Source organism: Pseudomonas sp. MPB23 (assembly GCF_046605395.1).
In the GTDB taxonomy this organism is placed as follows: domain Bacteria; phylum Pseudomonadota; class Gammaproteobacteria; order Pseudomonadales; family Pseudomonadaceae; genus Aquipseudomonas.
Genome location: NZ_CP176771.1, coordinates 1022796 through 1044236 on the forward strand (window position 1 = coordinate 1022796; position 21441 = coordinate 1044236).

Below are 21441 nucleotides of genomic sequence, written 5' to 3' on the forward strand. Positions count from 1 at the left end.
GCACGCCCCCCTTCCACATTGACCCAGTTGTGTCAGTCAGTCGGGGATCGGCAGGTTCAGGCTCTCCTTCACCTCTTCCATCACGATATAGCTCTTGGACTCCCGCACATGGGGCAGCTTGAGCAGGATATCGCCGAGCAATTTGCGGTACGACGCCATCTCGGATATCCGCGCTTTCACCAGATAGTCGAAGTCCCCCGAGACCAGATGGCACTCCAGCACATGGGGCAGTTTCAGCACAGCGCGGCGGAACTCTTCAAAGGTGTCGCCGGATTTGTAATCCAGGCTGATCTCGACAAATACCAGCAAACTCCCCTTCAAATGCTGGGGATTGAGCCGTGCGTTGTAGCCCATGATGATCCCTTCTCGCTCCAGGCGCCGCACGCGCTCGGTGCAGGGAGTGGTCGACAACCCGACCTTTTCCCCCAGCTCCGTGAACGAAATACGCCCGTCGGCTTGTAGGATTCGCAGAATATTGCGGTCGATCTTGTCCAGCTCCCGCTTGGTCTGGGTGTTGGTACGCATAGGGGATACGCCTCTGTGAAAAGGGTTTTTGCCGAGAATTGTCGCCAAATATAAGCATTTATATAGTGAAATGCACTGGTGAATGCTTTTTATACTGCGCACATCATTGCTCGAACAACACACGTCGGCGGTCAGCCGCGATGAGGATATAAAAATGCGCGTTCTGGTCTTGGGTAGCGGCGTCATTGGGGTGACCAGTGCCTACTATTTGGCGCGGGCCGGTTTTGAAGTGGTCGTGGTCGACCGTCAACCTGCCGCTGCCATGGAAACCAGTTTCGCCAACGCCGGCCAGGTGTCCCCCGGCTATGCCTCGCCATGGGCTGCCCCGGGCGTGCCGCTCAAGGCCATGAAGTGGTTGCTGCAACGCCACGCGCCGCTGGCGATCAAGGCCACGGCCAGTATCGACCAATACCTGTGGATGGCCCAGATGCTGCGCAACTGCACGGCCAACCGCTATGCGGTGAACAAGGAGCGCATGGTGCGCCTGTCCGAGTACAGCCGCGACTGTCTCGACGAACTGCGCGCTGAAACCGGCATTTCCTACGAAGGCCGCACGCTGGGGACTACCCAGCTGTTCCGCACCCAGGCCCAGCTCGATGGTGCGGCCAAGGATATCGCCGTATTGAAAGAATCCGGCGTGCCGTTCGAGCTGCTCGACCGCGCCGGCATTGCCCGCGTTGAACCGGCCCTGGCCAGCGTCACCGATATCCTCGCCGGTGCCCTGCGCCTGCCGAACGACCAGACCGGCGACTGCCAGATGTTCACCACCCGCCTGGCCGAGATGTGCAAGCAGTTGGGTGTGGAATTCCGCTTCGAACAGGACATCCAGCGCCTCGACTTCGCCGGTGAGCGCATCAACGGTGTCTGGATCGACGGCAAGCTGGAAACGGCCGACCGTTACGTGCTGGCCCTCGGCAGTTACTCGCCGCAGTTGCTCAAGCCGCTGGGGATCAAGGCACCGGTGTACCCGCTCAAGGGCTACTCGCTGACCGTGCCGATCACCAACCCGGCGATGGCGCCCACATCGACCATTCTCGACGAGACCTACAAGGTCGCGATCACCCGTTTCGACAACCGCATCCGCGTCGGCGGCATGGCTGAAATCGCCGGTTTTGACCTGTCGCTTAACCCGCGTCGGCGTGAAACCCTGGAGATGATCGTCAACGACCTTTATCCTCAGGGCGGCGATTTGACCGAAGCGATCTTCTGGACCGGACTGCGCCCAACCACGCCTGATGGCACGCCGATTGTCGGTGCCACCCCGTTCAAGAACCTGTTCCTGAACACCGGCCACGGCACCCTCGGCTGGACCATGGCGTGCGGCTCCGGTCGGTTGCTGGCGGACCTGATGGCCAAGAAAACCCCGCAGATCAGCGCCGAAGGCCTCGATATTTCCCGTTATGGCAACCACCAGGAGACTGCAAAACATGTCAATCCAGCGCCAGCTCACCAATGAGCGCATGAGCCAGATCGTTACCCACGGCGGGACGGTGTATCTGGCAGGGCAAGTCGGCGACGACATGAGTGCCGGGATTGAACAGCAGACCCGTGAAACCCTGGCCAACATCGAGCGCTTGCTGGACCTGGCCGGTACCGACAAGACCAAGTTGCTGTCGGTGACGATCTACCTGAAAGACATCGACGCCGATTTCGCCGGTATGAACGCCGTGTGGGACGCGTGGTTGCCCAAAGGCGTCGCCCCGGCCCGTGCCACCGTTGAAGCGAAACTGTGCGAACCGGAAATTCTGGTAGAGCTGTCTGTCGTGGCTGCGCTGCCGTAAACAACGATCCCTCTCCCGGCGCCGATGTTGTCGGTCGGTGCCGGTTTTTTCTTCCCTTGCCGCCTAGAAGCCTGCCGCCATGCGTCCTGCCCGTGCCCTGATCGACCTCCAAGCCCTGCGTCACAATTACCAATTGGCCCGTGAAGTCAGCGGGGCCAAGGCCCTCGCTGTCGTCAAGGCCGATGCCTACGGCCATGGTGCCGTGCGCGTGGCCCAGGCGCTGGAAGCCGAGGCCGACGGGTTTGCCGTGGCCTGTATCGAGGAAGCGCTGGAGTTGCGGGCCGCTGGGATCCGCGCGCCGGTATTGCTGCTCGAAGGGTTTTTTGAAGCCGATGAGCTGCCGCTGATCATCGAGCATGATTTCTGGTGCGTGGTGCATTCGCTGTGGCAACTGGAGGCGATCGAACAGGCTGTCTTGAGCAAGCCGCTCACCGTGTGGCTCAAACTCGACTCGGGCATGCACCGCGTCGGCCTGCATCCCAAGGACTACCACGAGGCGTATCAGCGCCTGTTGGCCAGCGGCAAGGTGGCGAAGATCGTGTTGATGAGCCACTTCGCCCGCGCCGACGAACTCGATTGCGTGCGCAGCAATGAACAGGTGGCGATATTCGATGCGGCGCGCCAAGGCTTGTCGGCCGAAATGAGCCTGCGTAACTCGCCATCGGTGATGGGTTGGCCGAGCGTATCCAGCGACTGGGTGCGCCCGGGCATTATGCTGTACGGCGCGACGCCATTTGCTGAAGACCAGGCCGTCGCCGCACGCCTGCAGCCGGTGATGACCCTGGAATCGAAAGTCATCTGCGTGCGTGAACTGCCGGCCGGCGAGCCGGTGGGCTACGGCGCCAAGTTCATCACGCCCAAACCGATGCGCATCGGCGTGGTCGCCATGGGGTATGCCGATGGTTACCCGCGCCATGCGCCGACCGGCACACCGGTGCTGGTGGCCGGGCAACGCAGCCAGTTGCTGGGGCGCGTGTCCATGGACATGCTGTGCATCGACCTGACCGACGTGCCGCAAGCGGGCCTGGGTTCCACCGTCGAGCTGTGGGGCAAGCACATCCTTGCCAGTGACGTTGCGACGGCCGCCGAGACCATTCCCTATCAGATTTTCTGCAACCTGCGCCGGGTGCCAAGGCTCTATTCCGGCACGTGATCGCCCGCTACGAAGGCCATTGCCTGGGATTTAGGCTCAAGTGTTGTAAATACTGAACGCTGTCGCCATGATAACGCTCAATTACAACAAAGCCTGAATCCTAGGAGGCTCCCGCATTGGACGTCGGCGAACGACTGCAATCCATCCGTAAGCTGAAGGGTCTTTCCCAGCGTGAGCTCGCCAAGCGTGCGGGTGTCACCAACAGCACCATTTCGATGATCGAAAAAAACAGTGTCAGCCCTTCCATCAGTTCCTTGCGCAAGGTGCTGGGCGGCATTCCCATGTCGATGGTCGAGTTCTTTTCCGAGGAGATCCTCCAGGAAATACCGACACAGGTCGTCTACAAAGCCAACGAGTTGATCGACATCTCTGACGGTGCCGTCACCATGAAACTGGTGGGCCGTGCGCATCCAGGCCGGGCGATCACGTTTCTCAACGAGATTTACCCGCCTGGTGCCGACACCGGCGAAGAAATGCTCACCCACGAAGGCGAAGAAACCGGGATTCTGGTGGAGGGTCGTCTTGAATTGGTGGTCGGTCTTGAAACTTTTGTGCTCGAAGCCGGCGATAGCTACTACTTTGAAAGCACCAAGCCTCACCGTTTTCGTAATCCGTTCGATGTGCCGGCGCGACTAATCAGCGCAGCCACACCGGCGAACTTTTGATAGAAGAGGCGTCCTGCCAGCGTTGCAGAGGCACCCGAGCAGTATTCCGCCAGGCTGAATCCCCCTTTATTTAATAGGGTTGTTTCGGCCAGGCGGGGTAACCGTTATACTTTCGCCGCCTGCGAAACCGTGGCCGCAGGCGTGAATAGCCACCATTGAGGGTGAACGCGTGAACCTAATTATGAAAATGCTGGCTGTACCAGCAATAGTATTAGCCCTTGTGGGCTGTGGGCAGAAAGCTGAGCCTCCTGTCAGTAAGACCGCCAGTGATGCAATCGCCGAGCGCCTGGACCCAGTGGGGAAGGTCTGCGTTCAGGGCGAAGAGTGCAAGGGGATGGCAGTCGCCGTGACAGCGGGCGGCGGTGGCGGTGCAAAGTCGCCGGATGATGTAATCGCCAAACATTGCAACGCATGCCACGGCACCGGCCTGCTGGGCGCACCGAAGATTGGCGACACTGCCGCCTGGAAAGACCGCGCCGACCACCAGGGCGGCCTCGACGGCATCCTGGCCAAGGCCATCACCGGTATCAACGCCATGCCGCCAAAAGGCACGTGCGCGGATTGCTCGGATGACGAGCTCAAGGGTGCCATCAAGAAGATGTCTGGCTTGTAATCTGCCGATCTTCGCCAAAAATGCCGCTTACGAGCGGCTTTTTTGTGCCTTGAATTTGGTTTTCCGGCTGTTCTTTGCAGCAAAGACCCTGCAAGCTCGGTCCAACCCCTAATCACGGAATGTCAGGAGGGTCGGATGGTGCAGTTATGTTCAATCGAGCAAGCAGTTGACGAGGTCCTGGCGCGGTTGCCGGCCCATGTCCACATGGGGCTACCCTTGGGCCTGGGCAAGCCGAACCTGTTCGTCAACGCGCTGTACCGGCGCATTGCCCAGTTGCCTGAGCGGTCGCTGACCCTTTACACCGCGCTGAGCCTGGGCCGTCCCGCCTTGGGCGACGGCTTGCAGAAGCGCTTTCTCGAACCCTTTGTCGAGCGCGTGTTTGGTGACTATCCCGAACTGGATTACCTCGCCGACCTGCATAAAGACAGCCTTCCAGCCAATATCCGCGTGCAGCAGTTCTTCATGCAGCCCGGCAACTTGCTCCACAGTGTGTCGGCCCAGCAGGATTACGTCAGCAGCAACTACAGTCATGCCGCCCGCGATATCAACGCCGCCGGCCTGAACCTGGTGGCACAACTAGTGGCCAGCAGTCCTGAACATCCAGACCGCCTGAGCCTGAGCTGCAACCCCGATATCACCCTCGATCTGCTGCCGATGATCGCCAAGCGCCGCGCCGCCGGGGAAACGGTGTTGATTGTCGGGCAGGTCCATACCGATTTGCCCTACATGCCCGGTGATTCGGAACTGGGCATGGACGCATTCGACTACCTGCTCGATGAAAAGGACAGCACCACGCTGTTCTCCACGCCGAACATGCCGGTGGGTTTCCAGGATCATTTTATCGGCCTGCATGCCAGTACCCTGGTGCGCGATGGCGGCACGTTGCAGATCGGTATCGGTTCGATGGGCGATGCGCTCACGGCCGCCTTGCTCGCACGTCAGGCGGACAACGAAGCCTATCGGCTGCTGCTGACTGACCTCGATGTGTACCGCTGGGCGCCGCTGATCAGTCGTGAAGGCGGTGTCGATCCATTCGCCCGCGGCCTCTACGGCTGCAGCGAAATGTTCGTCAACGGCCTGCTGGTGCTGGCGGATGCGGGGATTGTGCGGCGCAAAGTCTATCCAGACGTGGCGACGCAGGCGCAAGCCAACTCGGGGCTGCTGGATGACGCGGCGCAGCCCGATGGTGTATCGATCCACGGCGGTTTCTTTCTCGGGCCGCGTAGCTTTTACCAGCGCTTGCAGGAAATGACCCACGCCAAGCGCCTGGATTTCGACATGACCCGCATCAGCTACATCAACGAACTGTATGGCCAGGAAGAGCTCAAGCGTCTGCAGCGTCTGGATGCGCGGTTTATCAACAGCGCGATCGTGGTGACGTTGCTCGGCGCCGGGGTTGCCGACCAACTCGAAGGTGGCCGTGTGCTCAGTGGCGTGGGCGGGCAGTACAACTTCGTGGCCCAGGGCCATGCACTGGAAGGCGCGCGCTCGATCCTGATGTTGCGCAGTTGGCGCGAAGCGGCGGGGGAGGTCAGTTCCACTATTGTGTGGGAGTACGGCCACTGCACGATCCCACGGCACTTGCGGGACATTGTCATCACCGAATACGGGATCGCCGACCTGCGTGGGCAAACGGATGCCAAGGTGATCGAGGCATTGCTCAATATCACCGACTCACGCTTCCAGAACGACTTGATCGAACAGGCGAAAAAGGCTGGCAAGTTGCCCGATGACTTCGAGCTCGACCCTCGTTTTGCCGATAACACGCCGGAGCGGCTCAAGGACATCCAGACGCGGCATCGCCGGTTGTTTCCGGAGTATCCGCTGGGCACCGACTTCACGGATGAGGAGCGGGATCTGCTGCGGGCGTTGAATTGGCTCAAGAGCAAATTCAAGCTGACGGAGATGCTGGAGTTGGGCAAGGCGGCGTTGGATGCGCCGGAGCCTAAGGCGTTTCCCGAGCATCTGAAACGGATGGGGTTGGACCAGCCGGAAGGGCTGAAAGAGGATCTGTACCAGCGCCTGCTGCTCGCCGGACTGCAGGCCACCACACCCTGAAACCAACCCCAAACCAATGTGGGAGGGAGCAAGCCCCCTCCCACCTGTTTAATCGCGTTTCGTCAGCGATTACTCGATGAAGGTCACGACCCCATTGGCCAGCGACTTCACGCGTGCCAGGGACTCAACCCGATAACCCTGCGCATCCAGCTCCGCGCGGCCACCCTGGAACGACTTTTCGATCACGATCCCCAAGCCGGCCACGGTGGCGCCGGCCTGCTTGATGATCGAGATCAGCGCCTGGGACGCTTTGCCGTTGGCCAGGAAGTCATCGATGATCAGCACGCGGTCGCTGCTGGTCAGGTGGCGTGGCGAGATCGCCACGGTGCTTTCCACGTGCTTGGTGAAGGAATACACCGTCGCCGACAGCAGATTTTCGGTCAGGGTCAGGGATTGCTGCTTACGCGCGAAGATCACCGGCACGCCGAGGTTCAGGCCGGTCATGATCGCCGGGGCAATCCCCGAGGCTTCGATGGTGACGATCTTGGTGATGCCCGAGTCCTTGAACAGCGCGGCGAATTCGTCGCCGATCAGTTTCATCAGCGCCGGGTCGATCTGGTGGTTCAGAAAGGCGTCGACCTTGAGTACCTGATCGGAAAGCACGATGCCTTCTTCGCGAATTTTCTTGTGCAGTGCTTCCACGGAACGCTTCCTCTAATGGCGCGGGGTGCGCCGAAAGTAGATTGAAAAGTAGTCGATTTTAGCGCTTTAACATCGCGCGTATGTCCGCCAGGGCGGTGTTGCCGCGAACGGCCTTGACCTCTGTCGGGGTGTCGTCATTGCCTTCCCATGCCAGGTCGTCCGGCGGCAGTTCGTCAAGGAACCGGCTGGGGGCACAATCGATGATTTCGCCGTACTGCTTGCGCTTGGCGGCAAAGGTGAAGGCCAGTGTCTGACGCGCGCGGGTAATGCCCACGTAGGCCAGGCGCCGTTCTTCTTCGATGGTGTCGGCTTCGATGCTGGAGCGGTGCGGGAGGATTTCCTCCTCCATGCCCATGATGAACACGTAGGGGAATTCCAGGCCTTTGGATGCATGCAAGGTCATCATCTGCACGCCTTCGGCGCCGTCTTCCTCTTCCTGCTGACGCTCGAGCATGTCGCGCAGTACCAGCTTGCCGATGGCGTCTTCGACGGTCATTTCGCCGTCTTCGTCTTTTTCCAGGGTGTTCTTCAGCGCTTCGATCAGGAACCAGACGTTGCCCATGCGGTAATCCGCGGCCTTGTCGCTGGAGCTGTTGGTGCGCAGCCAGTTCTCATATTCGATGTCCATGACCATGCTGCGCAGGGCGCTGATCGGGTCTTCGCCGGCGCACTGCTCGCGGACCTTGTCCATGAAGCGCTTGAAACGCGACAGGCGATCGGTGAAGCGCGTGTCCAGGTGTTCGCCCAGGCCGATTTCGTCGGTGGCGGCGTACATCGAGATCTTGCGTTCGGTGGCGTAGTTGCCGAGTTTTTCCAGGGTGGTGGAACCGATTTCCCGGCGCGGCACGTTGATCACCCGCAGGAAGGCGTTGTCGTCGTCCGGGTTCACGATCAGCCGGAAGTACGCCATCAGGTCTTTGACTTCCTGGCGTCCGAAAAAGCTATTGCCGCCTGACAGGCGATACGGCACCTGGTGGTGCTGCAATTTCAGCTCGATCAGCTTGGCCTGGTAGTTACCGCGATAGAGGATCGCGAAGTCGCTGTAGGGCCGGTCGGTGCGCAGGTGCAGGCTGAGGATTTCCACGGCGACGCGCTCGGCTTCGGCGTCTTCGTTGCGACAGCGGATCACGCGGATCTCGTCGCCGTGGCCCATCTCGCTCCACAGTTGTTTTTCGAACTCGTGGGGGTTGTTGGAGATCAGCACGTTGGCGCAGCGCAGGATGCGGCTGGTGGAGCGGTAGTTCTGCTCCAGCATCACCACTTTCAGGGACGGGTAGTCGTCCTTGAGCAGCATCAGGTTTTCCGGGCGGGCGCCGCGCCAGGCGTAGATCGACTGGTCGTCGTCGCCCACCACGGTGAACTGGTTGCGCGTACCGATCAGCAGCTTGACCAGCAGGTATTGGCTGGCGTTGGTGTCCTGGTATTCGTCCACCAGCAGGTAGCGCACCTTGTTCTGCCACTTTTCCAGGATGTCTTTGTGTTCCTGGAACAGTTTGACCGGCAGCAGGATCAGGTCGTCGAAGTCCACCGCGTTGAACGCCTTGAGCGTGCGCTGGTAGTGGGTGTAGACGATGGCGGCGGTCTGTTCCTTGGGGTTGCGCGCGTTCTCCAGGGCTTCGGGCGGCAGGACCAGGTCGTTCTTCCAGGCGCCGATCATGTTCTTGATCTCGTCGACGCCGTCGTCGCCTGCGTATTCCTTCTGCATGATGTCGGTCATCAGGGCTTTGACGTCGGTTTCGTCGAAGATCGAGAAGCCCGGCTTGTAGCCCAGCCGCGCATGCTCCTTGCGGATGATGTTCAGTCCCAGGTTGTGGAAGGTACACACCGTGAGGCCACGGCCTTCGCCACCCTTGAGCAGGGTGCCGACACGCTCCTTCATCTCGCGCGCCGCCTTGTTGGTAAAGGTCATGGCGACGATGTACTGGGCGCGGATGCCGCAGTTCTGGATCAGGTGCGCGATCTTGCGGGTGATCACGCTGGTCTTGCCGGAACCAGCACCGGCGAGCACCAATAGAGGGCCGCCGACGTAGTTCACGGCTTCTTGCTGCCGGGGATTGAGTCGGGACATACAGAGTTCAGGGAGTCATTGTTCAAAAGGGCGGGCATTTTAACAGGCTGGCAAGATTCTGCTGCCTTGGATCGACGGTGTGACGTACCACTCGATCTAAATTTGCCGCATTTGTTACTTTGCCGCAGGATGTGGGGGTATTTGCGACTTTTGTGCGCATTGCCCGTATTTGATAACCCCTATCATTGGTGATTGCCAAGTCGTACGTCATAATGCGCGCGGCCAACGAAATCTTGCAGAGTCTAGGGAGCTAGCTTGTCTACGCCTGTCGAACCCTTGCGTTTGCTGCTACTGGCCGATACGCCCGAGTGGGCAGCATTGTTGCGCGAGTGCCTGGTGCCGATGGGCGAAGGGGCTGTGCTGATCAGTGCGCCCAACTGGGACTCGGTGAGTCGTCTGTTCGACGACGACCACAGCGCCGTGCTGTTGACCACGCCCAACCTGCAACCCGGTCCTGGTCGTTGCAGCTTGCCGTGCGTGTTATTGCTGGAACAGGAGCCGCTGGTGGTGCCCCTGGGGGTCAGTGACTGGCTGGTTCGTCATGCCATGGATGCCGACACCCTGCGCCGCTGCCTGCGCCACGTGCGCGAGCGTGGCGTGCTGGAAAACACCCTGCAGCGCCTGGCCGAACAGGACCCGCTGACCGGTATCGCCAACCGCCAGGGTTTCCAGACCCTGTTGACTGCGCGGCTGGCGGACAACGACGGTCGCGGCCTGGCCCTGGGTCACCTGGATCTCGACAACTTCCGCCACGCCAACGATGCCCTCGGCCACCAGGCCGGCGACCGGTTGATCCTGCAAGTGGTCTCGCGGCTCAAGAGCCAGCTCGAGGCCGGCGACCAACTGGCACGCCTGGGCAGCGACGAATTTGCCTTGCTGATCGACACCCGCCGCGCACCCCAGCGCGCCGAATGGATGGCCGAACGCATCATCGAAGCCATGGCCGAACCTTATTGGGTGGATGGCGAAAGCCTGCTGATCGGTTGCAGCCTGGGCGTCGCGCATGCCCGCGCGAGTGCTGGCGCCGACCCGTTGATGTGGCATGCCCATATCGCCATGCAGCAAGCCAAAAGTACCCAGGGCTGCACGTTTCATATCTTCAATGAACGCATCAACCGCAACGCCCGCAGCCTGGCCGACCTGGAAAGCGAACTGCGTCGGGCCCTGCGCCGTGATGAACTGGAGCTGCATTACCAGCCACGCCTGGACCTGGACGATGGCCATATCGTCGGCCTCGAAGCGCTGGTGCGCTGGCGCCACGGCGAGCGCGGGCTATTGCCGCCCAGTGAGTTCGTGCCATTGGCCGAACAAAGCGGCCTGATCGTACCCTTGGGTTACTGGGTGATTTCCCGGGCCCTGCGCGACATGCAGGACTTGCTCGAACGCGGCCTGCCGCCGCTGCACATGGCGGTCAACCTGTCGTTCCGTCAGTTTCAGGACAGCCAGTTGTTTTCGACCCTCAGCCGGCTGATTGCCGAGCGGGGTGTGCAAGCGCAATGGCTGGAGTTCGAGCTCACCGAAACCGCCGTGATGCGTCGCAGTGACTTGGTCAAGCAGACCATGGATGCCCTTGGCCGCTTGGGTGTGCGGTTCTCCCTGGATGACTTCGGCACCGGGTTTTCATCGTTTGTGCACCTCAACAGCCTGCCGATCGCCTTGTTGAAGATCGACAAGAGTTTTGTCGGCGGCATGGAAGAGCGCGAAGAGAACCGCAAGTTGGTGCACGCCATGATCAACCTGGCGCATAACCTCAACCTGGAAGTGGTGGCCGAAGGGGTGGAAACCCCGGAACAGTTGGCACTGTTGCGCTTGTTCGGCTGCGACCAGGCCCAGGGCTACCTGATCAGCAAGCCGCTGCCGTTGGCCGAGTTGGTCGAGTACCTGACGTTCGGTCAAAGCCAGCAGGTCTTGCTGGGCTAGCCCGCCTCACTCGGTCTGCGCCGCGTGAAACCCGCGGTGAGCTTTCGGCTCCCGGCGGATCATGCGTTTCATCTTCGCTTCAAACGCCCAGGTCAGGCTCACGGCCGCACAGGCCAGGCCCAGCGCCAAGCCCCACCACACACCAGTCGGGCCCCAGCCCAGGGTGAACGCCATCAGCCAGGCCGACGGCGCGCCGATCAACCAGTAGCAGCCCGCACCGATCAGGAAGGTGGTCTTGGCGTCCTTGAGCCCACGAATGCAACCCATGGCGATGGTTTGCACGCCGTCGAACAGCTCGAACCACGCGGCGACGGCGAGCAGGCTGACGGCCAGGATGATCACGTCGTGGAACGCCGGGTCGTTGTGGTCGATCAGCAGTCCGATCAGCGGGTCGGAAAACAGCCACAGCACGACGGCAAATCCCAACATTACCGCCGCGCCAGATCCTATGCCGACACGCCCGGCCATGCGTGCCTGCAGCAACTGCCCGGCGCCGTAATGCTGGCCGATGCGCATGGTCACTGCGTAGGACATCCCCGCCGGCACCATAAAGGCGACCGACACGATCTGCAGGGCGATCTGATGCGCCGCCAACTGGGTGCTGCCCATGGTGCCCATGCACAGCGCCGCAAAGGCGAACAGCCCGACTTCCACCGCATAGGTGCCGCCAATCGGCAGGCCCAGGCGCCACAGCTCGCGCAAATACTGGGTGTTGAGGCGCAGCAGGCCAGCGCTCAGCGGGTAGGCGGCATAGGTGCGGTTGCTGCGGATGTACCACATCAACGCCAACGCCATGCCATTGGCGACGATGGCCGTGACCAGGCCAATGCCCATCAGGCCGAGTTTCGGCAGGCCGAACATGCCTTCGATCAACGCATGGTTGAGCAGGTAATTGAGGACGGTGCCGCCCAGACTGATCACCATCACGGGCGTCGCCTTGCCGATGGCGCTGGTGAAGCCGCGCAAGGCCATGAAGCTCAGGTACCCAGGCAGGGCGAACGGCAGAATCGTCAGGAATTGCCCGGCCGAATGCACATTGGTTTCAGTCTGGCCGAACATCAGCAGGACAGGCTTGAGGTTCCACAGCAGTAAACCGGCCGCCAGGGCCATCAGCCAGGCGAGCCACAGCCCGGCTTGGGTCAGGCGGGTGGCACCGTCGATATCGCCCGCGCCATGACGGATGGCCACCAGGGTGCCCACGGCGGCAATCACGCCGATGCAGAAAATCGATACGAATGAATAACTCGCCGCGCCCAATCCTCCACCGGCCAGGGCTTCAGGGCTCAGGCGCGCCATCATCAGCGTGTCGGTCAGCACCATCAGCATGTGTGCCAACTGCGAGGCAATCAACGGCCCTGACAACCGCAGAATGGCCCAGAGTTCGGTACGTGCTGGATGCTGCATGATCATCACGCTCAAAAAGTCATAGGGCGGGGGAGGGTTCGATTCTCGGCGCTCTCAGCCCGTTGCACAAAGGGATAAATGCGATCGTTTGCATGATTAAAACTCATGCCTGATTGATTCTGGTAGGGTTTGGGCATTGCGCCGTCGGAGCTTTCCTTATGTCTCGTCGTCTTCCTCCGCTTTACGCCTTGCGCGCATTTGAAGCCGCCTCGCGGCACAACTCCTTCACCCGTGCGGCGGAGGAGCTTTCGATTACCCAGAGCGCGGTCAGCCGCCATATCCGTACCCTGGAAGAGCATTTCGCCTGCCGCCTGTTCCAGCGCAGCGGTCGTAACCTGCAGCTCACCGAAGCCGCGCGCTTGCTGTTGCCCGGCGTGCGCGAAGGGTTCGCCGCGCTGGAGCGGGCCTGCCATACCCTGAACGCCGAAGATGACATCCTGCGCATGAAGGCGCCGTCCACGCTGACCATGCGTTGGCTGTTGGCGCGCGTCAGTCGCTTCCGGCATTTGCAGCCGGGCAATGAGGTGCAACTGACCAGCGCGTGGATGAGCGTGGACGAAGTGGACTTCAACCAGGAGCCTTTCGATTGCGCGGTATTGCTGAGTTATGGGCATTTTCCGGCGGACTGGGAAGCCTGCTACCTGTTCCCGGAACTGCTGATCCCCGTTGGTGCCCCGAACCTCTTGGACGATGGGCCTTGGGACGCTGCGCGCCTGGCCACTGCCGAATTGCTGCACCCCACGCCCGACCGGCGGGATTGGCGCAACTGGCTGGAGCGTATGGGCCTGTCCTCCCAGGTGTCGCTCAAGGGCGGGCAGGTATTCGACACCCTCGAGCTGGGCATGATCGCCGCCGCACGAGGTTATGGCGTCTCCATGGGCGATTTGCTGATGGTGGCCGAAGACGTGGCCCAGGGTCGGCTGAGCCTACCGTGGCCTACCGCCGTGGCCAGTGGGGAAAGTTACTACCTGGTGTGGCCGAAAACCCGTCCCGGCGGCGAGCGCTTGCGGCGGCTGGCGGACTTTCTGCAGAGCGAGGTCAGCGCCATGGAACTGCCTCAGGTCGAACGCCTCGACTGACGGGCTGCAGACAGCCGATGCAATCGTTTGCGAGATACCCCTGCGAATCGCTCAAGTATTGCTTCTGGCCGCCGAAGTAGGAGTGTTGGAACTATCGTGCACCAACGTTTCCCACTCGATAATTTGCCGAGCAGCGCTATGAGATCAGGACGATCCTGGCCTCGGCGAGGAGCCGTCATGTCTCAACCCCGTGCCCGGATTGCCTCGCAGTTGGGCCTCGCGCTCGCTGTGATTCTGGCTGTCGTCATTAGCGGCAGTACCGTGTTTGCTTTGCGTTCCCTCGACTCCGCCAACCTCGATACCCGCGAGGAACACCTGGCCAGCGAGGCGCGACTGCTCGCCGACCAACTCAATACCTTCCACAGCACCTTGCGCGAGAGCACTCAGCGCTTGAGCGGGCTGTTCGAAAAGCGTTTCGGCGCCGGTTTGAGTGTGCGCGCTGACCAGCCGGTGGCGATCGCAGGGATACAGACGCCGGGCCTGTATCTGGGCAGCAATCTGCTGAACAACGATTTCGCTGAGGTCGATGAATTCAAGGACACCTCCGGCGGCGTGGCCACGGTGTTTGTGCGCAGCGGTGAAGACTTTATCCGCATCAGCACATCCCTGACCAAGCAGGACGGCAGTCGCGCCATCGGTACGGCCCTGGACCACCAGCATCCGGCGTACCAACGCCTGCTGGCCGGGCAGAGTTATGTCGGCCGCGCGGTGTTGTTCGAACGCTCCTACATGACCCAGTACACGCCGGTGCGCGATGCCGCCGGCAAGGTGATTGCGGTGCTGTTCGTCGGCTTCGACTACACCGACGCCCAGAACGCCCAGTTCGACAACCTCAAACGCTTTCGTATCGGCAAGACCGGTTCCCTCGCACTGATGGATGAACAGAAACATTGGCTGGTGCCGCCGGCCGGCGTGCAGGCGCCGGAGCAGGCGATCCCGGTGATGCTCGACCTGGCGAAAAAGCCGGGTGAAGGGCGTTTCTGGAGCGACAAGAACGAAGATTTCTACAGCGTGTCGGTGCCGTTCGAAGGCGGCCCGTGGTCGGTCGTGGCGAGCATGCCGAAGACTGAAATCCGCGAAGTCACGTGGGCGGTGGGCATTCGCCTGGTGATTGGCAGCGTGCTGGCGATGCTGTTCGCGGTGGGGGCGACGGTCTGGTTGCTGCGCAGTAAATTGCAGCCCCTGAGTGACCTGGTGCGTCAGGCCGAGGCCTTGGGTGCGGGTGACTTGAGCGCACGGCTGAACGTGTCCAGCCATGACGAGATCGGCCAACTGGCGCGCAGCTTCAACCAGATGGGGGAAGCGCTGTCGACCATGGTTTCGCACATCCGCAAGGCCGCCGAAGAGGTCAACGGCCGTGCCCAAGCGTTATCCGGGTTGTCCGGCGGGGCCTATGAAGGCATGGAGCAGCAGTCTGGCGAAATCACCAGCATGGCCGGCGCGGTGGAAGAGTTCAGCGCCACCTCGCTGAACATCGCCGACAACATGGGCAACACCGAACGACTGGCCCAGGAAAACGCCCAACAGACCCGCATCGGCCGCAGCTCGATGCAGGAGGCGTCGTCGTCGCTGGAACACATCGCCACCGCCCTGAACAGCACCGCTGCGGTGATCAACACCTTGGGCCAGCGCTCCCAGGAAATCGGCGGCATCGTCGGCGTGATCACCTCGATCGCCGAACAGACCAACCTGCTGGCGCTCAACGCCGCCATCGAAGCCGCCCGCGCCGGCGAGCAAGGCCGTGGATTTGCCGTGGTCGCCGACGAAGTGCGCAACCTGGCCTCACGCACCCGCCAGGCCACCGATGAGATTTCCGGGATGATCCAGAGCATCCAGCAGGAAACCGGCAACGCCATCAGCACCATGGAACAGGGCAATGCGCTGATGCAGGAAGGCTTGTCACGCAACGCCGACGTAGCCTCGGCCCTGGCGCGCATCGACGAGCAAAGCCGCTCGGCCGGGCAGCAATTCGCCGCGATCACCACCGCCACCCAGGAGCAAAGCAGCACCGCGACCTTGCTGAGCAGCAACCTGCAGAGCATTGCACTGGCCAACAGCGAGCAGCGCGAAGTGGTGTCCAACCTGGCGATTACCGCCAAGGAGCTGGAGACGCTGGCGGCGAGCCTGCGCCAAGAGGTCGACCGGTTTCGTTGACGGCGCGCCGGGTTAGCGCGCTTTGAGCGCGTGAGCCAGGCGCCGCATGGCGGTTTCGATTTCATGGGCGGTCAAGGACGAGTAGCCCAATAACCATCCCTGTTGCGTTGCTCCACCGGCATACAGTCGGCTGAGACCGGGCAGTTGCACGCCCGCGTTGGCGGCCTGGCGGATGGTTTTTTCTTCCGACCAGCCCTCATGCAGCACGCAGGGAATTTGCAGTCCGCCCTGGGGCCGGGATGCGGTGACCACATCGCCCAGGTGCTTGCCGATGGCGTCGAGCATGATGGCCTGGCGCCCGGCGTAGAGTTTGCGCATCGCCCGGACATGGGCGTTGTAATGCCCGTCCTCCATGAAGCGCGCCAGCGTCAGCTGCAGGATTTGCGGGGTGTGGCCGTCCAGCATGCTGCGTGCGTAGGTGAAGGCCTTGACCAGTTCACGGGGCAGCACCATGTAGCCCATGCGCAGGCCGGGGAACAGGGTCTTGCTGAAGGTGCCGAGGTACAAAGTGCGCTGGTACTTGTCCAGGCCCTGCACGCAGGCCGTGGGTTTGCCGGTGTAGTGGAACTCGCTGTCGTAGTCATCCTCGATGATCCATTTGCCTTTTTCCGCGGCCCAGTTGATCAACTCAAGACGCCGCTCCAGGGTCAGCGTGGCGCCGGTCGGGTATTGATGAGAGGGCGTGACATACACGCAATGGGCGCCGCTGCGGTCGGCGTGCAGCAGGTCGGTGCGGATGCCCGACGCATCGACATCGATGGGCACGACCTTGGTCTCGGCCGTTTCAAAGGCCTTCCTGGCGCCGAAGTAGCCTGGGTTCTCCAGCAGGATCGGTTTGCCGACATCCACCAGCAACTGTGCACACAGAAAAAGCGCCTGGCGCGTACTGCTCAGCACCAGGACCTGGTCGGGCGCGCAGTTGGCGCCGCGCTCAAGGTTCAGATACGTCGCGATGGCTTGGCGTAACGACGCGCTCCCTTGCGGGTCGCCGTGCAACAGCACACTGCTGCGATAGTCCTTCATCACCTGGCGTTGCAGACGCTCCCACACATCGGTCGGGAACGAGCGGGTTTCGGGCAGGCCGGTGGCGAATGCCTTGATCACCTGTTGATCGTTCACGCCGCCGCTGTCGAGGATCATCCGCCCGCGCTGGCTCAAGCCGGCGCCCGCTGCCGCCTGGCTGGTTTTGACCGCTTGCGCCTGCAGGCGGCGGCGGGAGGCGCCGCGCAATTCGGTGCCGATGGCCTCGCACACGTAACTGCCGGAACCTTCGCGCCGTACGATAAAACCATCGCGGTGCAACTGCACGTAGGCGTTTTCCACCGTATCGCGCGCAACCCCCAATGACTTGGCCAGGACCCGTGTCGCCGGCAGCTTCAGGCCGGGCGCCAGGGCGCCGTCGAGGATCAACGCCCGCAGCGCACGTTGAATCCGCTGGTGCAGACCCAACGCCTGGAATTGCACGTCGTCGAGGCGCATTTGCAGGGTTTCCAGCTCGAAGGTTTTTGCCATGCGGTCTGCCTTATCTTGAAGAATTGGCCGGTAATGGCAGGCCAGTCTATCCGTAGACTTTCACCCGTGCCACGGCCTTAACGCCGGCCAATGACCCATCACGCGAGGCTCAATACCTCGCCTGGCAAGGAGCAAAGTCCCTATGTCTTCGTCAATCTCACCGTCGTCGCTGCGTCTGCGCGACGTGTTTCACCCCATCGTGGCCGGGCTGATTTCAGTCATCGTCAATTATGGCGGCACCTTCATTCTGGTGTTCCAGGCGGCCAAGGTGGCCGGGCTCAGTCCCGAGCTCACGGCTTCGTGGGTCTGGTCGGTGTCGATCGGCGTGGGGGTGACCGGGCTGTTTCTCAGTTGGGTGAGCCGCGAGCCGATCATCACCGCGTGGTCGACCCCCGCGGCGGCGTTCCTGGTGGTCGCGCTGTCTGCCACGCCTTACGCCGAGGCGGTCGGCGCGTACATCGTGTCAGCCGTGGCGTTTGTGCTGCTCGGGCTGTCCGGCTGCTTTGAAAAAGTCATCCGGCTGATTCCGCCCGGCATCGCCGCGGCCATGCTGGCAGGAATTCTGCTGCAGTTCGGCATCGGCGCGTTCGGTGGCATGAGCCTCGACCCAGTGCTGGTCGGTTTGTTGATCGCCGCTTACGTCGCGCTCAAGCGGTTCACTGCGCGCTACGCGGTGGTCGGCATTCTGGTACTGGGCTTGGGATTCCTGCTGGTGCAGGGGCGGGTGGACCTGTCGGGGTTGTCCCTGCAACTGGCGGGGCCGGTATTCACCCGGCCTGCGTTCTCGCTCAATGCGTTGCTCAGTGTGGCGCTGCCGCTGTTTCTGATCACCCTCACGGGCCAGTACATGCCGGGCATGCTGGTGTTGCGCAACGATGGTTTCAAGACCAGCGCGAACCCGATCCTGACGGTGACCGGGCTGGGTTCGCTGTTGATGGCGCCGTTCGGCTCGCACGCGTTCAACGTCGCGGCCATCACGGCGGCCATCTGCACGGGCAAGGAAGCCTCGGAGGACCCGTCCAAGCGCTGGGTCGCCGGGGTTGCCGCCGGGGTGTTCTACATCCTCGTCGGGGTATTCGGGGTGACGCTGGCTGCCGTATTCATGGCATTCCCGCCGGCGTTTATCACCACGTTGGCGGGTTTGGCCCTGCTGGGCACCATTGGCGCCAGCCTGGCCAACGCGATGGCGGACGTCAGGTCGCGTGAAGCCGCGCTGATCACCTTCTTGGCGTGCGCCGCCAACATCAACCTGCTGGGGATCGGTGGCGCATTTTGGGGGTTGTTGATCGGGTTGGCCGCGTACGCGTTGCTCAATGGTCGCTTGCCACGTCGCCGCCGCGCTCCGGTCTATCGCTGATTTTGACTTCTAGGCGTTTGCACCGTCGACCGAGTTGGAGGCCGATGGCCGGTATTGCAGGGCTTCGGCAATGTGGTTGCGTCCGATAGTGTCTACGCGCTCCAGGTCCGCCAGGGTGCGGGCGACCTTGAGTAGACGATGGGCTGCTCGAAGGGACAGGGTCAGGCGTTCGCAGGCGCTTTCCAGCCAGGCTTCATCCGGCCTGGACAGCGCACAATGCTGGCGCAGCCCCGGCAGGTCCAGGAACGCATTGGCGCAACCCTGGCGCTGTTGCTGGCGTTCCCGGGCCTGGGCAACCAGTGCCGAGGCATTGGCGGTGTTGTCGCCGGGCTGAGGGGCGGGGTTCAACGCGGTGATTTCGCGGGCGACCGTCAGGTGCAGGTCGATCCGATCCAGCAACGGCCCGGAGAGTTTGTTGCGGTAGCGCTGGACCTGTTCCGACGTACAGCGACAGCGCGCACTGGAGTCGCCCATGTAACCGCAAGGGCAGGGGTTCATCGCGGCGACCAGTTGAAAGCGCGCCGGGAAACTCACGCGGTCGCGGGCGCGGGAGATCACGATATGCCCCGACTCTAAAGGCGGTATAATTCTCACATAATTTTGAGATCCGGGTTGTCGCTATGCCAAACGCCTATGCATACGTTCGTTATTCATCTACCGTCCAGTCATCGGGTGATTCGGTGGATCGGCAAACCAGTCCATTGAAAGCGTTCGAAAGGGAAACTGGCGTAGATATTGTTGAAACGATCATTGATGAAGGCGTTTCATCGTTTCGTGGCGATAATGCGAACAAAGGAAAGTTTAAGGAGGTATTGGCTAGGATCGAGCGAGGGGTTATCCGGCGTGGCGATTACTTGGTTGTAGAATCAATCGATAGAATCACCCGCCAGCGTGTCCTTGATGGCGTGGAACTACTGCAAAACATCCTAAAAGCGGGCGTTAAGATTTATACGACGACTGATTCGCGATGCTATTCCTATGATGATCCGGATCGTGATTTTGAAAATTTGATCATGATTAGTTTGATTGCGAAAAGGGCTAATGAAGAGTCAGAGATTAAGTCGAAACGACGAAAATCTGCTTGGAACAAAGCGAAACTAGCAGCGTCAGAAAGTGGAAAGAAATTCAACGCCCATAATCCCCCATACGGCTATCGCTACGATGTGATAACTGAACAATTCGTCATTGCTGAAGACGAAGCATCAGAAATACGTATGATTTTTGAGTTGTTGAAAACCATGGGTGTCTCTAACGCAACGAGACGGGTCAACGTTAGTTCTAAAAGAAAGTGGACCAGTCGCCAAGTCGCTTTGATGATAGAGAATAAGTATCCTTTGGGTATGTTGATGTCCCAGAAGCGTAACGAAAAGGGGGAGAAAGTATTTGTTGAGTACATCGATGAATATTATCCTAAAATAATTAGTCAAACAGCGTTCAATGAAGCCGTTGCATCGATGAGAAATCGTCAAGATAGAAAGGATTACGGCAATACAACTATAGGGAGTACAAACATCTTCCGGCATGTAATTAAGTGTGCTGAGTGTGGCGAAACAATGATGTTTGAAAAGCAGAAAAACCAGAAGGGCGTAATGTACCCTTATTTTAACTGTTTCACCCGGAAAGAGTTGAAAGGGCAGTGTGATCAACGATTTAGATTCGATTTGGCTTTCGGTATGCTCCTACATGGTATGCAAGTAATTCAGTCGAAAGCTTCGCCCGGCGTTATACGTTACGAGTTTGAAACGGACGGTAAGAAGAAGGTTGCACAGCCTAACGGACATATTAATAGTACTGTCGTTAAAAGAATGAAAATGGATCCGATTGTCCGTTCGGCGCGTCGGACCAGCATGACTGGCTTCGGGGATGAGTTCAGTTCTTTTCTGTCGGATGATAAGAAGTCGCGGGAACTGTTAGGAAGCAACTTGGCGGAAGCGTCCGAAGTATTGGCTGGTTTGAAAGAAAAATATGAGAATATTGAAAAGTCACTTGACGGCTTTGATGGAAAAATTCCGATGCCGATAATAAAGAGGCTGGAATCACTAGAAATTGCAATTGATGATCAAGTTGCATTGATAGACAAGCTTAGCGACGAGTATGAATCCAGCGTTACAGATATTAAATTAACTACGATCGATGATGTTGTTGAGCAGTTTCGCACCGAGGAAGGGCGTTTGAAGTTGAACCAGTTCTTCAAGGCTTCGAAAATAGTGTTTAAATTCCGATACGACAAATCTACTAGAAGTCTGCACATGTGGGTGAATCGCGATACACAGGAGATTCTAAGCATTTCTAGGAAGTTTCCCCTTCATAAACCACTTTCTCATTTTGGAATTCCGAGACTAGCCGACCTTTACGAACAAATTTAAGAGAATCCTAGAATGATGATTGATTGATATCGATGCTAGTACAAGGCATTCTTATTTTGGGGTGTCGGTAAAGTTGTACGGATTTTCAAACCGGAAAACATTTGGAATGTAAAAAATACTGCGGCGTTTTTTTTTAACTAGTCA

The 21441-nt window shown here is 60.2% G+C and carries 16 protein-coding genes and 1 pseudogene; 11 read left to right on the forward strand and 6 right to left on the reverse strand.

Annotation, left to right across the window (positions count from 1 at the left end):
* Nucleotides 1–36: 36 nt before the first annotated feature.
* Nucleotides 37–525 (reverse strand): Lrp/AsnC ligand binding domain-containing protein, encoded by a 489-nt coding sequence (locus tag ACLH0J_RS04595; RefSeq protein WP_003206849.1) that lies wholly within the window; start codon nucleotides 523–525, stop codon nucleotides 37–39.
* A gap of 154 nt (nucleotides 526–679) precedes the next feature.
* Between ACLH0J_RS04595 and dadA the strand changes: the two genes are divergently transcribed.
* The 6 genes from dadA to ACLH0J_RS04625 all read left to right on the forward strand — a co-directional run bounded on the left by dadA (nucleotide 680) and on the right by ACLH0J_RS04625 (nucleotide 6795).
* Nucleotides 680–1981: a D-amino acid dehydrogenase gene (dadA, locus tag ACLH0J_RS04600; protein WP_411391045.1), complete on the forward strand. Its 1302-nt coding sequence runs from the start codon at nucleotides 680–682 to the stop codon at nucleotides 1979–1981.
* On the forward strand, nucleotides 1953–2306 hold the full coding sequence (locus ACLH0J_RS04605) for a RidA family protein (protein WP_411391046.1): 354 nt from the start codon (nucleotides 1953–1955) through the stop codon (nucleotides 2304–2306). Before dadA ends, ACLH0J_RS04605 begins: the two co-directional genes overlap by 29 nt.
* Before the next feature lie 79 nt (nucleotides 2307–2385).
* On the forward strand, nucleotides 2386–3459 hold the full coding sequence (gene alr, locus ACLH0J_RS04610; protein ID WP_411391047.1) for an alanine racemase: 1074 nt from the start codon (nucleotides 2386–2388) through the stop codon (nucleotides 3457–3459).
* 116 nt (nucleotides 3460–3575) lie between these two features.
* Complete coding sequence (locus ACLH0J_RS04615; RefSeq protein WP_411391048.1) at nucleotides 3576–4124, forward strand: cupin domain-containing protein; 549 nt, start codon at nucleotides 3576–3578, stop codon at nucleotides 4122–4124.
* A gap of 181 nt (nucleotides 4125–4305) precedes the next feature.
* Complete coding sequence (locus ACLH0J_RS04620) at nucleotides 4306–4737, forward strand: c-type cytochrome (RefSeq protein WP_411391049.1); 432 nt, start codon at nucleotides 4306–4308, stop codon at nucleotides 4735–4737.
* A gap of 135 nt (nucleotides 4738–4872) precedes the next feature.
* Nucleotides 4873–6795 carry an acetyl-CoA hydrolase/transferase C-terminal domain-containing protein gene (locus ACLH0J_RS04625; protein ID WP_411391050.1) on the forward strand — a complete coding sequence of 641 codons (1923 nt, stop codon included), beginning with the start codon at nucleotides 4873–4875 and terminating at the stop codon, nucleotides 6793–6795.
* Between the two features lie 69 nt (nucleotides 6796–6864).
* Here ACLH0J_RS04625 and ACLH0J_RS04630 read toward each other — a convergent pair whose 3' ends face one another.
* Together ACLH0J_RS04630 and rep are read right to left on the reverse strand one after the other, a co-directional pair.
* On the reverse strand, nucleotides 6865–7437 hold the full coding sequence (locus tag ACLH0J_RS04630; RefSeq protein WP_411391051.1) for a xanthine phosphoribosyltransferase: 573 nt from the start codon (nucleotides 7435–7437) through the stop codon (nucleotides 6865–6867).
* A gap of 58 nt (nucleotides 7438–7495) precedes the next feature.
* Nucleotides 7496–9505: a DNA helicase Rep gene (gene rep / locus ACLH0J_RS04635; RefSeq protein ID WP_411391052.1), complete on the reverse strand. Its 2010-nt coding sequence runs from the start codon at nucleotides 9503–9505 to the stop codon at nucleotides 7496–7498.
* 255 nt (nucleotides 9506–9760) lie between these two features.
* On the opposite strand from rep, the gene ACLH0J_RS04640 reads away from it, so the two are divergent.
* Nucleotides 9761–11425, forward strand: coding sequence for a putative bifunctional diguanylate cyclase/phosphodiesterase (locus ACLH0J_RS04640; protein ID WP_411391053.1), 1665 nt, complete (start codon nucleotides 9761–9763; stop codon nucleotides 11423–11425).
* A gap of 6 nt (nucleotides 11426–11431) precedes the next feature.
* Here the strand turns inward: ACLH0J_RS04640 and ACLH0J_RS04645 are convergent, their stop codons facing one another.
* Nucleotides 11432–12835, reverse strand: a complete 1404-nt coding sequence (locus ACLH0J_RS04645) for a NorM family multidrug efflux MATE transporter (protein WP_411392776.1) — start codon at nucleotides 12833–12835, stop codon at nucleotides 11432–11434.
* Nucleotides 12836–12987: 152 nt separating this feature from the next.
* Between ACLH0J_RS04645 and ACLH0J_RS04650 the strand changes: the two genes are divergently transcribed.
* Both ACLH0J_RS04650 and ACLH0J_RS04655 read left to right on the forward strand, forming a co-directional pair.
* Nucleotides 12988–13908 (forward strand): LysR substrate-binding domain-containing protein, encoded by a 921-nt coding sequence (locus ACLH0J_RS04650; protein ID WP_411391054.1) that lies wholly within the window; start codon nucleotides 12988–12990, stop codon nucleotides 13906–13908.
* Nucleotides 13909–14085: 177 nt separating this feature from the next.
* Nucleotides 14086–16062 (forward strand): methyl-accepting chemotaxis protein, encoded by a 1977-nt coding sequence (locus ACLH0J_RS04655; protein ID WP_411391055.1) that lies wholly within the window; start codon nucleotides 14086–14088, stop codon nucleotides 16060–16062.
* Between the two features lie 12 nt (nucleotides 16063–16074).
* Here ACLH0J_RS04655 and ACLH0J_RS04660 read toward each other — a convergent pair whose 3' ends face one another.
* Entirely contained in the window at nucleotides 16075–17574 is a 1500-nt protein-coding gene (locus tag ACLH0J_RS04660; RefSeq protein WP_411391056.1) for a PLP-dependent aminotransferase family protein, read from the reverse strand.
* Between the two features lie 142 nt (nucleotides 17575–17716).
* On the opposite strand from ACLH0J_RS04660, the gene ACLH0J_RS04665 reads away from it, so the two are divergent.
* Nucleotides 17717–18931, forward strand: coding sequence for a benzoate/H(+) symporter BenE family transporter (locus ACLH0J_RS04665; RefSeq protein WP_411391057.1), 1215 nt, complete (start codon nucleotides 17717–17719; stop codon nucleotides 18929–18931).
* A gap of 9 nt (nucleotides 18932–18940) precedes the next feature.
* Here the strand turns inward: ACLH0J_RS04665 and ACLH0J_RS04670 are convergent.
* A pseudogene (locus ACLH0J_RS04670) lies at nucleotides 18941–19510 on the reverse strand (ATP-binding protein); the annotation flags it as partial.
* A gap of 41 nt (nucleotides 19511–19551) precedes the next feature.
* Here ACLH0J_RS04670 and ACLH0J_RS04675 point away from each other — a divergent pair.
* Nucleotides 19552–21297: a recombinase family protein gene (locus ACLH0J_RS04675; protein WP_262049552.1), complete on the forward strand. Its 1746-nt coding sequence runs from the start codon at nucleotides 19552–19554 to the stop codon at nucleotides 21295–21297.
* Nucleotides 21298–21441 lie beyond the last annotated feature (144 nt).

Coding starts and splice junctions, on each gene's coding strand:
- ACLH0J_RS04675 (WP_262049552.1), top strand. CDS start 19,552: ATGCCAAACGCCTATGCATACGTTCGTTATTCATCTACCGTCCAGTCA.
- ACLH0J_RS04650 (WP_411391054.1), top strand. CDS start 12,988: ATGTCTCGTCGTCTTCCTCCGCTTTACGCCTTGCGCGCATTTGAAGCC.
- ACLH0J_RS04655 (WP_411391055.1), top strand. CDS start 14,086: ATGTCTCAACCCCGTGCCCGGATTGCCTCGCAGTTGGGCCTCGCGCTC.
- dadA (WP_411391045.1), top strand. CDS start 680: ATGCGCGTTCTGGTCTTGGGTAGCGGCGTCATTGGGGTGACCAGTGCC.
- ACLH0J_RS04665 (WP_411391057.1), top strand. CDS start 17,717: ATGTCTTCGTCAATCTCACCGTCGTCGCTGCGTCTGCGCGACGTGTTT.
- ACLH0J_RS04645 (WP_411392776.1), bottom strand. CDS start 12,835: ATGATCATGCAGCATCCAGCACGTACCGAACTCTGGGCCATTCTGCGG.
- ACLH0J_RS04620 (WP_411391049.1), top strand. CDS start 4,306: ATGAAAATGCTGGCTGTACCAGCAATAGTATTAGCCCTTGTGGGCTGT.
- rep (WP_411391052.1), bottom strand. CDS start 9,505: ATGTCCCGACTCAATCCCCGGCAGCAAGAAGCCGTGAACTACGTCGGC.
- ACLH0J_RS04625 (WP_411391050.1), top strand. CDS start 4,873: ATGGTGCAGTTATGTTCAATCGAGCAAGCAGTTGACGAGGTCCTGGCG.
- alr (WP_411391047.1), top strand. CDS start 2,386: ATGCGTCCTGCCCGTGCCCTGATCGACCTCCAAGCCCTGCGTCACAAT.
- ACLH0J_RS04605 (WP_411391046.1), top strand. CDS start 1,953: ATGTCAATCCAGCGCCAGCTCACCAATGAGCGCATGAGCCAGATCGTT.
- ACLH0J_RS04660 (WP_411391056.1), bottom strand. CDS start 17,574: ATGGCAAAAACCTTCGAGCTGGAAACCCTGCAAATGCGCCTCGACGAC.
- ACLH0J_RS04595 (WP_003206849.1), bottom strand. CDS start 525: ATGCGTACCAACACCCAGACCAAGCGGGAGCTGGACAAGATCGACCGC.